Genomic DNA, 14,366 nt, shown 5'->3' on the forward strand with positions numbered 1-14,366 from the left:
GCGCGCCGTACTTCCCCTGCGCGGTCCGCACGGTGTTCGCGCCCACTGCCACCGTCCGGCTTCCGTACCGGGGCGCCCGCACCGGGTGCGCCCGGACAGACGGCTCATTCCCCGACCGGATAGGGCGGGCATTGCCTGCTCGTCGGATGCGTGTCGCAGTGTGCGTCCAGGGCCTGCCAGGCCAGGACCAGCGCGGCGACGACCGCGGCGAGCGCGCACACGTAGAGGACCCACCACCGCTGGGCCGCCCGGGGCGGGCCCTGCAAGGTCGACAGGCCGACACCCCCCGTGAGCAACACGGCCCAGCCGAGCAGAAACGCCAGCAGGATCAGCACGTGGCCTCCGAGGCGATCGCCCAGCCCTCGCCACCGGTCAACAGGGCTGGCCCAACGAACGGTAGAGCGCAGCCCAACTCGCCGGAAGACGGCGCCGGTCGGCGGAGGAACGGCGAGTCACGCCTGTGTCGAGGTCGTTCCGCGTCACCGGTCGTTCGGCCGCGGACAGGGGCGAGCAGTGCGTCCACCATCGGGTCGAGAATCCGATCGATCTTGACCGGCGAGTCCGGTTAGAGTCGGGCGGTGCCCGAGCTGAAGCGGTTGCAGGCCGGCCATGCCGCGGCGGTCCTGGCCTTCGAGCTGGCGAACCGCGCCTACTTCGCTGCCGCCGTCTCCGACCGCGGTGACACGTTCTTCGACCGGTTCGCCGACCGCTACAGCGCTCTGCTGGCCGAGCAGGAGGCCGGCCTCAGCGCCTTCCACGTGCTCGTCGCCGAGGACGGCCCGGTTCTGGGCCGGTTCAACCTGTACGACTTCGACGACGGCACAGCCACGCTCGGCTACCGGGTCGCGCAGCACGTCACCGGTCGCGGCGTGGCGACCGCAACCGTCCGGGAGCTGTGCCGGCTGGCGTCGGCGCGGTACGGACTGCGCACACTGCGGGCTGCCACCTCCCACGGCAATGCCGCATCCCAGCGGGTGCTGACCAAGGCCGGGTTCGTTCCGGCCGGTCCTGCCGACCCGGCCGACCTCGGTGGCAAGCCCGGCGTGTGGTTCCGGCGGGAGCTGGAGCTCCAGCCGCGACAGTGACGCCGTGAGGGGCGAGCAGCTTCTCAGCCCTCGTCTCCGCCGAACACCTTCAAAATGCGCTCCGCCGCCAGGGTGGCCGTCAATTCGCCGTTTCTGACCTGCTGTTCGAGGGTGGGCGCCAAGGACCGTACCGCCGGGGCGGTGCGCAGGCGGCCGAGGAGTTCGTCGCGGACCATGGACCAGGTCCAGTCGACCTGCTGCTCGCGGCGCTTGTCGGCGAGCCGGCCGGTGGAGTCGAGCAGGGTGCGGTGCTGTTCGAGGCGGTCCCAGACGGTGTCCAGGCCGGCCGCCTCGCGGGCGCTGCAGCTGAGGACCGGCGGGGTCCAGGCGGCGTCCCTGCCGTGCATGAGCCGCAGGGCGCCCGCCAGTTCGCGTGCGGCGGCGCGGGCGTCGCGCTCGTGCGGGCCGTCGGCCTTGTTGACGGCGATGACGTCGGCCAGTTCCAGGACGCCCTTCTTGATGCCCTGGAGCTGGTCGCCGGCGCGGGCGAGGGTGAGCAGCAGGAAGGAGTCGACCATGTTGGCGACCGTGGTCTCCGACTGACCGACGCCGACCGTCTCCACCAGGACCACGTCGTAACCCGCGGCCTCCATCACGATGATCGACTCGCGCGTCGCCTTGGCGACCCCGCCCAGCGTGCCCGAGGTCGGCGACGGGCGGACGAAGGCCGCCGGGTCGACGGCCAGGCGTTCCATCCGTGTCTTGTCGCCGAGGATCGAGCCGCCGGTGCGGCTGGAGGACGGGTCGACGGCGAGCACCGCGACCCGGTGGCCGAGCGAGGTGAGCATCGTGCCGAAGGCGTCGATGAACGTCGACTTGCCCACGCCGGGCACCCCGCTGACGCCGATCCGGCGGGCCCTTCCACTGTGCGGAAGCAGCTCGGTCAGCAACTCCTGGGCCAGCGCCCGGTGATCGGGCCGGGTGGACTCGACCAGCGTGACCGCACGGGCCACCAGGGCCCGCCTGCCGTCGAGTACACCCTGCACATACGTGTCGAGGTCGATGGCCATGGGGCTTACAGATCGTGTCCGAGGCCGGCCGACAGCCGTTCGACCAGGTCGTGCGCGGCGTCCGGGATCACCGTTCCGGGCGGGAAGACGGCCGCCGCACCCATCTCGAGCAGCGTGGGCACGTCCTGCGGCGGGATCACTCCGCCGACGACGATCATGATGTCCTCGCGTCCCTCCTCGGCGAGCTGTTCGCGCAGTGCCGGTACGAGGGTGAGGTGGCCCGCGGCCAGGGAGGAGACGCCGACGATGTGCACGTCCGCCTCGACGGCCTGGCGGGCCACTTCGGCGGGGGTCTGGAAGAGCGGGCCGACGTCGACGTCGAAGCCGAGGTCGGCGAAGGCGGTGGCGATCACCTTCTGGCCGCGGTCGTGGCCGTCCTGGCCCATCTTGGCGACCAGGATGCGCGGACGTCGGCCTTCGGCCTCCTCGAAGGCGCTCACCAGGGTGCGGGTGCGGTCCACGGACGGGGACTCGCCGGCTTCGTTGCGGTACACGCCGGAAATGGTACGGATCTGGCCCGCGTGCCGGCCGTACACCTTCTCCAGGGCGTCGGAGATCTCCCCGACGGTGGCCTTGGCGCGGGCCGCGCGCACCGCCAGCTCCAGCAGGTTGCCGTCGCCGCCGGCCGCCCGGGTCAGGTCGTCGAGCGCGCCCTGGCAGGCCCCCTCGTCACGCTCGGCGCGCAGTTGCCGCAGCTTGGCGATCTGCTGGGCGCGTACCGAGGAGTTGTCGACCGATCGGACGTCGATCTGCTCGTCCGTCCCGGCGCGGTACTTGTTGACGCCGATGACGGGCTGGCGGCCGGAGTCGATGCGGGCCTGGGTACGGGCCGCCGCCTCCTCGATGCGCAGCTTGGGGATGCCGGCGTCGATCGCCCTGGCCATGCCGCCGGCCTGCTCGACCTCCTGGATGTGCTGCCAGGCGCGGCGGGCGAGGTCGTGCGTCAGCTTCTCCACATAGGCGCTGCCGCCCCACGGGTCGATCACCCGGGTCGTGCCGGACTCCTGCTGGATGAGCAGCTGGGTGTTGCGGGCGATGCGGGCGGAGAAGTCGGTGGGCAGCGCGAGCGCCTCGTCCAGGGCGTTGGTGTGCAGGGACTGCGTGTGTCCCTGGGTCGCGGCCATCGCCTCCACACAGGTACGCGTGACGTTGTTGAACACGTCCTGCGCGGTCAGCGACCAGCCCGAGGTCTGCGAATGGGTGCGCAGGGACAGCGACTTGGCGTTCTGCGGGTCGAACTGCCCGACCAGCTTCGCCCACAGCAGGCGGGCCGCGCGCAGCTTGGCGATCTCCATGAAGAAGTTCATGCCGATCGCCCAGAAGAAGGACAGCCTCGGCGCGAACGCGTCCACGTCCAGGCCCGCTTCACGCCCCGCCCGGATGTACTCCACGCCGTCCGCGAGGGTGTACGCCAGCTCCAGGTCGGCCGTCGCACCCGCCTCCTGGATGTGGTAGCCGGAGATCGAGATGGAGTTGTAGCGCGGCATCCGCTGCGAGGTGAAGGCGAAGATGTCGGAGATGATCCGCATCGACGGCTTCGGCGGGTAGATGTAGGTGTTGCGGACCATGAACTCCTTGAGGATGTCGTTCTGGATGGTCCCGGCCAGCTTCTCCGCCGGCACACCCTGCTCCTCGGCGGCCACGATGTAGAGCGCGAGCACCGGCAGCACGGCACCGTTCATCGTCATCGACACCGTCATCCGGTCCAGCGGGATGCCGTCGAAGAGCTGCCGCATGTCGAGGATCGAGTCGATGGCCACGCCCGCCATGCCCACGTCGCCGGTCACGCGCGGGTGGTCGCTGTCGTAGCCGCGGTGGGTGGGCAGGTCGAAGGCGACCGACAGGCCTTTCTGACCGGCCGCCAGATTGCGCCGGTAGAAGGCGTTGGACTCCTCGGCGGTGGAGAAGCCGGCGTACTGGCGGATCGTCCACGGCTGATTGACGTACATCGTCGGGTACGGGCCGCGCAGATACGGGGCGATGCCCGGGTAGGTGCCCAGGAAGTCCAGGCCCTCCAGGTCACGGCCCGTGTACAGCGGCTTGACGCCGATGCCTTCGGGGGTCTCCCAGAGCGGCTCAGGGCCGCCGGTCGCCTGTTCGACGGCCGTACGCCATGCGTCGGCGCCGCCGTCGACGGCCGGGGTCCCCAGGTCGATTCCGGAGAAGTCGGGGATTCCCATCAGGACACTCCCATGCGGTCGAGGGCGGCGGAGAGCACGGCGACGGCGTCGCAGCCCGCGAAGACGTAGGCGTCGACGCCCGGATACCGCCCCGGGCGGCCCGCCAGGAACACGTGCGAGGCACCCGTGTCCTTGAGCTCCCGGGCCAGAGCCGCCGCCTGTTCCTCGTACAGCGCGTCGCTGGAGCAGAGCACGGCCTCGGTGGCGCCGCTGTCGGCGAAGGAGCCTTCCGTGACGGGCTCGATGCCGCCGGCCCGGAACATGTTCGCGGCGAAGCCGACGCGTGCGGTGTGCGCCGCGGCGGGACCGAAGGCGGCCAGATAGACCCTGGGCCGTGATCCGGTCGCCGCGAAGTGGGCGTCGGAGCGCGCGCGGAGCCTCTCGTACGCCTCGTCGCGCCGTACCCGGGGCAGCCCGCCGGAGCGGGGCGCGGGCGCGGGCTCGCGCTCCACCGGACGCTCGGCGAGGTCCGGGAACTCGCTGACGCCGGTGACGGGCTCGCGCCGCTCGGCCAGCTTCGCGCTGCGGGTCTCCCAGGTGTCCGCCAGGGCCCGGCCGATGCGGCCCGAGCGCAGTCCGGCCGCCTGGCCGCCCGTCCGCTCGATCTCCTGGAAGAACTCCCAGCCCGCGTGGGCGAGTTCGTCGGTGAGCCGCTCCACGTACCAGGAGCCGCCGGCCGGGTCGACGACCCGGGACAGGTGCGACTCCTCGATGAGGATCGTGGACGTGTTGCGGGCGATGCGCCGCGCGAACGCGTCCGGCAGACCGAGCGCATGGTCGAAGGGCAGTACGGTCACCGCGTCGGCGCCGCCCACCCCGGCCGCCAGCGTGGCCACCGTCGTGCGCAGCATGTTCACCCAGGGGTCGCGGCGGGCCATCATCACCGGCGAGGTCACGGCGTGCTGCACCTGTCCGGCCGCGGCACCGCAGACCTCGGTGACCCGCGCCCAGAGCCGGCGCGCGGCCCGCAGCTTGGCGGCGGTCAGGAACTGGTCGGCGGTCGCCGCGTACCGGAACTCCAGCTGGGCACAGGCCTGTTCCACCGGCAGGCCCGCCTCGGTCAGCTCCCGCAGATAGGCCACGGCGGTCGCCATCGAACAGCCCAGTTCCTGGGCGGCCGAGCCGCCGGCCTCGTGGTACGGCAGTGCGTCCACGGTCAACGCCCGAAGTCCCGGATACGCCTCGGCGCACCTGCGCGCGAGTCCGGCCGCGGGCGCGAAGTCGTCGGCGTGGCCGGTACGGGCCTCGTGGCCCAGCGGGTCGGCGCCGAGGTTGCCGCGCGCCGCCTCCCTGGCGATGCCCCGCTCCTCGTACAGCCGCAGCAACTCCCGCGCGGCTGACCCGACGTCGCTTCCGGCGTCCAGGACGACGGGTGCCAGGTCGAGGAACACGCCGTCGAGGACCTGGCCCAGCGAGGCGACCGGAATGCCGCCGTCGCCGAGGACCAGCCACAGCGACGTGACGCCGTTCTCCAGGTCCGCGAGGGCCGCGCCGCCGACCGTGTGCTGCTGGCGTACGTCCCAGCCGCCCACGGAGTTCCCCTCCGCCCGGCCGCCGCGGACGAAGGGCGCGAAACCGGGCAGGCCGGGGTCGGGTGCGCCGTCGTGCGCGCTGTACAGGGGCCGGAGGTGAAGCCCGTCCTCCAGTGCGGTGGACAGAGCCTCCTCGGCTGCCGCGTCCGAGACGTCCCTGCCCGACTTGCGCAGCACACCCGCCACGAGGCGCTGCCACTGCTCAAGGGTCGCGTCAGGGAACTCGGCGGCCAGCGAAAGCCCGTCGTCGGGCAGGACCGTCATGCTCGGATGCTAGGCCAGACGAACCGGGCGGCAGCAGAGGGGGAGGCTGTGACCTTGACCGCTTCCCCCCTGTGACCTCGGCCTCTCTCGGTTACAGGGGCGCTTTCGGCAACGCGAGCGCGTCGGCGAGCGCGGGACCGGCGCGGGCCGCGGACACGACCGCGCGGGCCGTCCCGCGGGCCGTGAAGCACCGTCCGGCGCAGGGGTGTGCGTTCGGCGGGCAGCGGACCGTCACCTGCGGCGCACGGGCCGTTGCCCGACAGGTCGTCCACCGGCGGCACGGTTGCACGGCGGTGGCATCCGGCACCGATCCCCTGCCCGGCGGGAACCAAGGACGGCGGACCGCGCACCGGTCCACCGGTGCGCGGTCGCCACTCCTGCCCCCCGTCATCCGCCCCCGGCGTCAGCTGCCGGGGACGGTGTCCTGGAACGTGGTGCCCGCGCCGCGGAACGCCGCCACCTCGGCGGCGACCTGCGCCGGCGTGAGGACCTGGTCCTTGACGTGCAGGACGTAGTCGACCTGCTGGTCGTACGCGCGAGCGGTGGTGCCGGTCTGTCCCGCGAGGTCGATCAGCCACTGGTTGAAGTTGATCGACATCGGCCGCTCCGGCAGGTACGCGGCGTCGTGGGTGCCGAAGAGCTGTCCGTCGACGTAGTACTTGATGGAGCTGTTGTCGATGGTCAGCACCAGGTCGTGCCAGCCGCCGAAGGTCTGACGGGCCTCGGTGTGCTGGTTGACCGCCACCCAGGGTTCGGCCTGGTAGGTCTCCCAGGACGTCGTGTAGAGGATGTTCGACGGCTCCCCCCAGCCGCCGTTGGGCAGGTACTCGAAGTCGTACTCGGCGTAGTCGTCCGCCATCGGCGCCGTGAGGTCGTTGATGGTGAAGAACGTCTGGACGAGATGGTCGCCGTCCGGGCCGTACCTGGGCGCGTCGTTGAACCTGACGCGGGCCGCGTAGGTGCCGTTCCTGAACTTCCTCGCCCGGGTGAGCACCTCCGTCTGCTCGGTGCTCGCCCCGGTGCCCGCGGTGGAGGTCTCCAGATTCATGAGGGAGTTGCCGCCCACGGTGGAGAAGGTGACGTTCTCGGGAGCCCAGGTGGCGCCGGGCACTCCGGGGCCACCGGACTCGGCGCGCACGGTCCAGCCGTGCGCCGGGATCCGGGGGTCGGTGTGGCCGCTGTAGTCGAAGTCGTCGAACAACGTGGCGGCGTCGGCCGGAGGATCGGTGGGCGGGTCGGTGGGCGGGTCCGTCGGCCCGTTGCCCCCGGGGGCCTGGCCCCACAGCGTGGTCCCGGCCAGTTGCGCCGTGACCTTGGACCAGTCGCCGTACGACGTCCGGGAAGCGTCGAAGGAGTAGTCGTCGCTCTGGTTCAGCGGCGCCCACGTCGACTGGTAGAAGCGCAGCTGGAGGTCGCCGGTGTCGGCGCCCGGTGCGAGAGAGCCGGCTCCGGAGGTGAAACCGATCTCGAGGTAGCGGTCGGCCGTGGCGGTCGGGACGGCGAGCGTGCCGAAGGTGCCGGTGACGTTGGCGCAGCCCTTGACCGCCCAGGAACACGCGAACCGGTAGGTGGCGCTCGACGAGTCGGCCTTGAAGTAGTAGCGGACCTTGACAGCGCTCAACTGCGCGCTCGCGGTGCCGGTGTTCTTCACCTTGAACCAGGGCTCGGCCTGGTCGGCGCGGGCTCCGGGGGCGCTCGTCCGGTACTGGACGCTCAGCCCGGCGGCGGCTGCGCTCGCGGTGGCGGGGAGCGCGGTGAGCGCGGCGGCGCCCATGGCCACCGCGACGGCGGTGCAGGCGGTGGCGCGCAGCCGCTTCTTCGCGAATCTCATCATGGTTCCTTTCCAGAGAGGCGGGGTGATTCCCGGAACGGGACGGGTCAGGGGTGGTACTGGACGCCGAGCGCGTCGAGCCGGTCCGTGTGGGCGTCGAGGCGGGAACGGAAGTCGGCCCAGTCGGTGGCGCCGCTCCAGCCGCGGTCCGCGAGGGCGCACAGCCGCGGATAGGTGAGGTGTTCGACGCGGGCGGGCGTCGTGACGAACTCCGTCCAGAGCTGGGCCTGGACGCCGAGCACCCGCCCGGCCGCTTCGGCGTCCGCGGCCCGGGGCACGGGATCGTGGGCGTGCACGGCGCGCAGATCGACGACGGCTCCGGGCTGGGCCGGGGGCTCGTGCGGGCCGTCGGACTGGGCGTAGTCGAGGTAGGTGGCCCGGTGGTACGCACTGATCACGGGGTGGCCGCGGAGGGCCGCCGCCAGGGTGTGGGACGGATCGCGCCAGGTCATCACCGTGAAGTCCAGAGGCAGTTCGGTGCCGGTCTCGGCCCAGCCGACCGGGCGGCGTCCGTGCCGGACGAGGAAGTCGCCGATCCGTCCGAGGAACCAGCCGTGCAGGGCCTCGGGGCCCGGCAGGCCCTCCGCCGCCGCCCGCTCGCGTGCGGCGGCACTGCGCGTCCATTCGGTGGTGGGGCATTCCTCGCCGCCGACGTGGATGTACGGAGAGGGAAAGACGTCCATGACCTCGTCGAGGACGGTGCGGCAGAAGTCGAGGACCTCGTCGTGGACACCGAGGACGGTGTCGCACACACCCCAGCGCGTCCAGACGTCGAGGGTGCGTTCCGGGCGGTTGCCCAGTGCCGGGTAGGCGGCGAGAGCGGCGCGTACGTGCCCGGGCATCTCCGTCTCCGGCACGACGGTGACGCCGCGAGCCGCCGCGTACCGGACCAGGCCGGTGAGTTCGGCGCGCGTGTACGCCCCACCGTGCGGGATGCCGTCGTACGCGTCGCTTCCGGCCGGGCCCTTCTGGGACTCGGCGCGGTGGCCGCCGATCTCGGTGAGCTTGGGCAGGGCGGCGACCGGCATGCGCCAGCCCTGGTCGTCGGTGAGATGCAGATGGAACACGCTGATCTTGTGCAGTGCCAGCAGGTCGACGTACCGGCGCAGGTAGGAGACGGGCTGGAAGTGGCGTGCCACGTCCAGCATCGCGCCGCGCCACGCGTGCCGCGGGACGTCGGTGATCTCGACGCACGGCAGCAGCCACCGCGTACCGCGCTGCGGGGTCGGTGACAGGGCCGGTGCCGGCAGCAGCTGACGGATCGTCTGGATGCCGCGCAGCAGTCCGGTGAGGTGCGCGGCGCGCAGCAGCACGGCCCGCGGGGCGATGGTCAGCCCGTACCCCTCTTCGCCGAGACCGCCGAGACCGGCGTCGAGCACCAGGGCGAACCGTCCGTCGGGGGACGGGGGCAGGGACAGCCCGGTGGCGGGCGCGAGCAGGGTGCGCAGCAGCTTCGCGGCCGGTCCGGCGCCCGGGCCGACGCGCAGTGCGGTGTCGGTGCCGAGCGTGAAGTGCCCCGGCCGGAGCACGGCCTTCGTGGGGCGGGGGACGAGGGTGAGCACGGACCGGGGTGCGGGCATGGGGCGTCTCCGGAACGGGTCGCGTGGGGTCGGGGTGTGCGGTCAGCCCTTGACCGCGCCTGCCGCGAAGCCGGCGGTGACGTGCCGCTGGAGCAGCAGGAACACCACGAGGGCCGGGGCGGCGAAGAGGGTCGAGGCGGCCATGGTGGCGCCCCAGTCGGTGCCGAAGACGTTCTGGAACGAGGACAGCCACACGGGCAGGGTGCGGTTGTCCTGCTGCTTGATGATCAGGAAGTTGGCGTACGTGAACTCGTTCCAGGCGGTGATGTACCCGAACAGCGACGTGGCCATCAGACCCGGTGCCAGCAGCGGGAGCGCGATGTGGCGGAACGCGCCGGGCCGGGTGCAGCCGTCGACCTGGGCGGCCTCCTCCAGCTCCGGGGGGATCGTGCCGATGAAGCCGCGCAGGACGATGACGGTGAAGGGCAGCGTCATCATGAAGTAGACGAGGGTCAGGGTCGGCAGCCGGTCGAGCATGTCGGTGTCCCGGGAGATGATGTAGACCGGGATGATCAGTGACTCCCAGGGCGCCATCTGGGCTATGAAGATCATGAGCATGAACTGCCGGCGCCCCTTCCACCTCATCCGGGCGACCGCGTAGGCGGCGCCGAGCGCGATGGCGAGGGCGAGCAGGACGGCGCTCAGCGTGACGAGGACGCTGTTGCGCCAGAACAGGCCGAAGCCGTCGGCGCCGACGGCGGTGCGGAAGTGGTCGAGTGTCCAGGTCCCGGGGAAGAGCCGGGGGCTGTCGGACTGGATGTCGCGGGTGGGTGTGAAGGCGGTGGCGACCATCCAGTAGACCGGGAACAGACAGACCACGACCGTGACGACCGCGGCGGCGTTCAGGGTGGTGCGGCCGGTGCGTGCACCGGTGCCGGAGCGAGTGCGGGTGCCGGTCAGGGGCCGGGTCCGGGGGCTGGGACGGGTCGCGCTCATACGGGTTCGTCCTCCTGACGGAGCATCTGGCGGAAGTAGAGGACGAGCACGCCGGACATCAGCACGACGGTGACCATGGAGGCCGCCGAACCCAGGTCGTAGCGCTGGCTCGACAGGGCGGTCTGTACCGCGTAGACGGGCAGGATCGTGGTCGCGTCGCCGGGCCCGCCGTTGGTCATCACCCAGATCTGGACGAACGCCTTGAAGGTCCAGATCACCTCGAGCGAGAACACGAGCAGGAAGATCGGCCGGACGACGGGGAGCGTGATGGAGCGGAAGATGCGCGGTCCCGACGCCCCGTCGAGCCGCGCCGACTCGTACAGCTCGGCCGGCACGGTGGTGAGGGCCGAGTACACGGTGATCGCCGCGAAGGGCACGGACTGCCAGACGACGAGGGCGACCACGATGACGAAGGCGGCCGGACCGTGCGCGAACCAGGGGTAGCGGTGGAAGGATCCGAACCCCAGGTCGGTCAGCAGCGCGTTGACGATGCCGAACTCCGAGTGGAACAGCCACTGGAAGACGGTGGTCGCCGCGATGACCGGCATGGCCCAGGTCAGTACGAGCGCGCTGAGCACCGCTGTCCGCCCGAACCGGCCGAGCCGCTCGGTCATGAGCGCGACCAGCGTGGACAACACCATGATCAACGTGACGCTGACCGTCATGAAGAGGAACGTGCGCCGCACGACCTCCCAGAAGCGGCTGTCGCCGAGCAGCGTCGCGTAGTTGTCGAGTCCGACGAAACGCGCGTCGCCCACGATGAGCTGGCGCAGGCCGAAGTCCTGGAGCGAGATCACCACGGCGCGGGCCAGGGGGTAGACGAGCAGATACAGCATGCCGAGGACGGCGGGCGCGATCAGGGCGTAGGGCCAGACCCCACGGCCCGTGGGGTTCGACGGGCGACGAGTCTTCGGCCCGGCGGAGCGCCGGGGCGGTCCGGTGCCGAGTGGGGGGCGGGGGGCGGTCTGCTCTCGGACGGCCGTCACGGCGCTCCTCCTTGCGGTGCGTGGCCGACGGGTTCAGGAGCCGGAGTTGAGTGCCTCGGTGATGGCTTCGGACGCGGTGGCGGCTTCCTTCTGGGCGTCGCCACCGGTCAGCACGGCCGTCATGTAGGCCTTGATCGGGTTCTTGGCCTCGACCGCGGCCCAGCCGGGCGTGTTGGGCGTGGCGCGGCCTTCGGCGGCGCCGGCCGCCATGGCCGAGGCGCCCGGGTCGGCGGCCACCGCGTCCGCCAGCGTCGTCTTGTTCGGGACGTAGCTCATGGCGACGGCGAGCTTCTTCTGCCAGGTGTCGCCGGTGAGTTCCCTGATGAAGGTGTAGGCCGCGTCCTGCTTGGCGGAGGCCGTCGGGATGACGAGATCGGAGCCGCCGGTGAAGACCGCTCCCGGCCTGTCGGCGGTCTTCCCCGGGATCGGGAAGAAGCCGAGCTTGCCCTTCAGCGCGGGATTGTTCTGGATGACGACATTGGCGCCGCCGGGAGTCGAGATGACCTGGGCGACCTTTCCCTTGGCCATGACGTCCGCCTGCGGCGGGTTGGCCTCGTCGGAGTCCTTGGGCCCCCTGCCGAGGGCTTGGAGCTTCTCGTAGAACTTCATGCCGCGGATCGCCTCGGGGGAGTCCAGGGCGCCCTTCCACCTGCCGCCGGACTCGGTGGCGAGGTCGCCTCCCTCGTCCCATACGAAGCCCGAGAGGGTGTACCAGTTCTGGCCGGGCAGGTAGATGCCCTGAGTGCCGCCGGTGTCGAGCTTCCCGGTGGCGGCGATCCACTGGTCGCGGGTCTTGATCGCGGCCGCGTCGACACCCGCCTTCTCGAACAGGTCGGTCCGGTAGACGACGACCCGGTTGGCGGCGTAGTAGGGGATGCCGTACTGCTTGCCTTCGTAGGCGCCCGGCTCGGCGAGGCCCTTGAGCCAGTTCCTCCCGCCGAGTTCGTCGACCTTGTCGCTGAGGTCCAGCAGGCCCCCGCTCTGCGCGAACTGGGCCACCTGGGTGTTTCCGGTCTCGATGACGTCCGGTGCGTCGTTGCTGGCGAGGGCTGCCGTGACCTTCTCGCCGATGCCGTCCCACTCCTGGATCTGCACCCTGACCTCGATGTCGGGGTGCGCGGTCTCGAAGCCCTGGACGAAGTCCTTCTGGAACTGGGCCGACACGCTGTCGCGCATCAGCCAGACGTCGATGGTGGTACTCCCACCGGGCTCGTCGTCGGAAGCGCCGGAGGAACTGCTGCAGGCGCTCAGCCCGGCCGTCATCACGAGCACGCACACACCGGCGGACAAGTGGAGCTTCACGGTTCACCTCTGGAGGACATGACCTGACCACCTGACCAGTGAGGACCACTGGACAGCTCACTCTTGATGTGGGGATGAAGGTGGCATAGACCAATTAGGCCGTCAACCCCCTGCGTGCACAGAGGTTTTGGCGCGCATGGACGCCGACGGCTGGGTGATCACGGATCGATGGCGGCTACACTTCCCCTGGCCGTGAGGGCGGTGGAGGATGACCACTGGTCAAGTGGTCAACTCGGTGGGGTCAACTCGACGACCGGGGATCCGTACAGGTAGGGAGTGCGACATGAAGGCCGACGCGCCAGGTGCGGTGCTGAAACGGGAGAGAGTGCGCGACTTCCTCCTCGACCTCGTCGAGTCACAGCGCCCGGGGGACGCCATCCCCTCCGAGCGTTCCCTGTGCGCCCGGCTGGGGGTCTCCCGGCCGACCCTGCGAGCCGCGGCCGACGAGCTCGTCGCCGCGGGTCTGCTGGTGCGGGAGCACGGCCGCGGCATGTTCGTGGCGCCGGAGAAGATCACCCAGGAACTGATCTCCGGCCGGCAGGCCATGACCGTGCCCCAGGCCTCCGGGACCTGGTCGAGCCGCCTGCTGGAGTTCACCACCATCCCGGCGGGCGCGCGCGTGGGCCGCAGGCTGCGTGTCTCACCCGCCGCCGAGATCGTGTACGTGGCGCGACTGCGCCTGGTCGACGGCGCCCCGATGGCCATCGAGCATCTGCACATCAGGGCCGACCTGGTCCCCAGCCTGTCGGCCGCCGAACTGGAGACCGGCGACCTCTACGAGCATCTGCGCGAACAGCACGGCGTGCACGTCCAGGAAGCCGTACAGGCGATCGAGCCGACCGTCGTCACCCGGGCCGAGGCCGAACTGCTCGACGTGCCCGAGTTGTCCCCGGCGCTGCTCTTCGAGCGGCTCACCTCGGACACCACCGGTCAGCCCGTCGAGTACGTCCACTCGATCTACCGCGGCGACCGTTACCGCATCGTCTCCCGGCTCACCCTCGGTCCCTCCGCCGCAGTGCCGGCGGCCCGGCTCGGACACCACCCCGGCATCCCCCCGGGCGACTTCGCCCACCGTGACACCATCGCGTCCTCCACACGCGGGGACATCCAGTCGGCACCGTGATCCACCGCGGCCCCGAAGCCCCGGCCGGAGCGGCACGGGCGTTCCGCACCGCCCGCAGCCGCTGCGCCGTTCCGGCGCACGGGATCCGACGTCGCGGCGGACCGGCCGAGCGGGTTGCCCGGCACCGCGGGACCGCCGTCGCCGGGTGAGCGTGCTGCTCAGCGCCACGGCTGTCGCCTCGACCGGCACCATCGGCTTCGTCGGCCTGGCGGCGCCGCACGCGGCCCGCGCCCTGGTGGGCCGAGGACACGTCCGGGTGGTGCCGGCCGCCGTGCTGCTCGGCGCCGCGCCGGTCTGCACGGCCGACCTGCTGGGCCGCACGGTCATCGCCCCGCCCAGCTGGGCGCCGGCCTGATGGCGGCGGTGATCGGCGCACCGTGCTTCCTCCGGCTGCTGATACGCGGCCGACGGCAGCGCCGACCCGGCGCTCCGTCCCCCGGGGCCGAATTCATGGTGTTCACGGCCCGGTCGGGGGCATCCGCTGAGCAACGAACCGGAAAGACCGACGACACCGCACGAGCGACACCCCCGAACGAG

Annotated in this window: 11 protein-coding genes and 1 pseudogene; 3 read left to right on the forward strand and 9 right to left on the reverse strand. The window is 71.5% G+C overall.

All coding sequences use genetic code 11. From position 1 onward, the window contains the following. Nucleotides 1-104 precede the first annotated feature (104 nt). Nucleotides 105-335 (reverse strand): hypothetical protein, encoded by a 231-nt coding sequence (locus QF030_RS36670; RefSeq protein ID WP_307166864.1) that lies wholly within the window; start codon nucleotides 333-335, stop codon nucleotides 105-107. Nucleotides 336-578: 243 nt separating this feature from the next. On the opposite strand from QF030_RS36670, the gene QF030_RS36675 reads away from it, so the two are divergent. Beyond that, a complete protein-coding gene (locus tag QF030_RS36675) occupies nucleotides 579-1,085 on the forward strand; it encodes a GNAT family N-acetyltransferase (RefSeq protein ID WP_307166865.1) in 507 nt (168 codons plus the stop codon). 23 nt (nucleotides 1,086-1,108) lie between these two features. Here QF030_RS36675 and meaB read toward each other — a convergent pair whose 3' ends face one another. The 8 genes from meaB to QF030_RS36715 form a co-directional block, all read right to left on the reverse strand. Beyond that, nucleotides 1,109-2,095, reverse strand: coding sequence for a methylmalonyl Co-A mutase-associated GTPase MeaB (meaB, locus tag QF030_RS36680; RefSeq protein WP_307166866.1), 987 nt, complete (start codon nucleotides 2,093-2,095; stop codon nucleotides 1,109-1,111). 5 nt (nucleotides 2,096-2,100) lie between these two features. After that, complete coding sequence (gene scpA, locus QF030_RS36685; RefSeq protein ID WP_307166867.1) at nucleotides 2,101-4,275, reverse strand: methylmalonyl-CoA mutase; 2,175 nt, start codon at nucleotides 4,273-4,275, stop codon at nucleotides 2,101-2,103. Then, nucleotides 4,275-6,071 (reverse strand): methylmalonyl-CoA mutase subunit beta, encoded by a 1,797-nt coding sequence (locus QF030_RS36690; RefSeq protein WP_307166868.1) that lies wholly within the window; start codon nucleotides 6,069-6,071, stop codon nucleotides 4,275-4,277. The genes scpA and QF030_RS36690 overlap by 1 nt, the downstream gene beginning before the upstream one ends. A gap of 403 nt (nucleotides 6,072-6,474) precedes the next feature. Next, nucleotides 6,475-7,905 carry a cellulose binding domain-containing protein gene (locus QF030_RS36695; protein ID WP_307166869.1) on the reverse strand — a complete coding sequence of 477 codons (1,431 nt, stop codon included), beginning with the start codon at nucleotides 7,903-7,905 and terminating at the stop codon, nucleotides 6,475-6,477. Nucleotides 7,906-7,949: 44 nt separating this feature from the next. After that, nucleotides 7,950-9,482: a beta-N-acetylhexosaminidase gene (locus QF030_RS36700; protein ID WP_307166871.1), complete on the reverse strand. Its 1,533-nt coding sequence runs from the start codon at nucleotides 9,480-9,482 to the stop codon at nucleotides 7,950-7,952. Nucleotides 9,483-9,524: 42 nt separating this feature from the next. Beyond that, on the reverse strand, nucleotides 9,525-10,418 hold the full coding sequence (locus QF030_RS36705) for a carbohydrate ABC transporter permease (RefSeq protein ID WP_307166872.1): 894 nt from the start codon (nucleotides 10,416-10,418) through the stop codon (nucleotides 9,525-9,527). Beyond that, nucleotides 10,415-11,404 carry a carbohydrate ABC transporter permease gene (locus QF030_RS36710; RefSeq protein ID WP_307166873.1) on the reverse strand — a complete coding sequence of 330 codons (990 nt, stop codon included), beginning with the start codon at nucleotides 11,402-11,404 and terminating at the stop codon, nucleotides 10,415-10,417. Before QF030_RS36710 ends, QF030_RS36705 begins: the two co-directional genes overlap by 4 nt. Before the next feature lie 33 nt (nucleotides 11,405-11,437). Beyond that, nucleotides 11,438-12,706 carry an extracellular solute-binding protein gene (locus QF030_RS36715; RefSeq protein ID WP_307166874.1) on the reverse strand — a complete coding sequence of 423 codons (1,269 nt, stop codon included), beginning with the start codon at nucleotides 12,704-12,706 and terminating at the stop codon, nucleotides 11,438-11,440. A gap of 283 nt (nucleotides 12,707-12,989) precedes the next feature. Here QF030_RS36715 and QF030_RS36720 point away from each other — a divergent pair, with 283 nt between their 5' ends. Together QF030_RS36720 and QF030_RS36725 are read left to right on the forward strand one after the other, a co-directional pair. Next, nucleotides 12,990-13,829, forward strand: a complete 840-nt coding sequence (locus QF030_RS36720; protein ID WP_307166875.1) for a GntR family transcriptional regulator — start codon at nucleotides 12,990-12,992, stop codon at nucleotides 13,827-13,829. Between the two features lie 145 nt (nucleotides 13,830-13,974). After that, nucleotides 13,975-14,240 (forward strand): annotated as a pseudogene (locus QF030_RS36725) (iron chelate uptake ABC transporter family permease subunit); the annotation flags it as partial. Between the last annotated feature and the right edge of the window lie 126 nt (nucleotides 14,241-14,366).

This window comes from Streptomyces rishiriensis (assembly GCF_030815485.1).
GTDB lineage: Bacteria > Actinomycetota > Actinomycetes > Streptomycetales > Streptomycetaceae > Streptomyces > Streptomyces rishiriensis_A.

Excerpts from the sequence above, each read along its gene's own strand:
- meaB (WP_307166866.1), bottom strand. The coding sequence starts at position 2,095 with ATGGCCATCGACCTCGACACGTATGTGCAGGGTGTACTCGACGGCAGG.
- scpA (WP_307166867.1), bottom strand. The coding sequence starts at position 4,275 with ATGGGAATCCCCGACTTCTCCGGAATCGACCTGGGGACCCCGGCCGTC.
- QF030_RS36690 (WP_307166868.1), bottom strand. The coding sequence starts at position 6,071 with ATGACGGTCCTGCCCGACGACGGGCTTTCGCTGGCCGCCGAGTTCCCT.
- QF030_RS36695 (WP_307166869.1), bottom strand. The coding sequence starts at position 7,905 with ATGATGAGATTCGCGAAGAAGCGGCTGCGCGCCACCGCCTGCACCGCC.
- QF030_RS36700 (WP_307166871.1), bottom strand. The coding sequence starts at position 9,482 with ATGCCCGCACCCCGGTCCGTGCTCACCCTCGTCCCCCGCCCCACGAAG.
- QF030_RS36705 (WP_307166872.1), bottom strand. The coding sequence starts at position 10,418 with ATGAGCGCGACCCGTCCCAGCCCCCGGACCCGGCCCCTGACCGGCACC.
- QF030_RS36720 (WP_307166875.1), top strand. The coding sequence starts at position 12,990 with ATGAAGGCCGACGCGCCAGGTGCGGTGCTGAAACGGGAGAGAGTGCGC.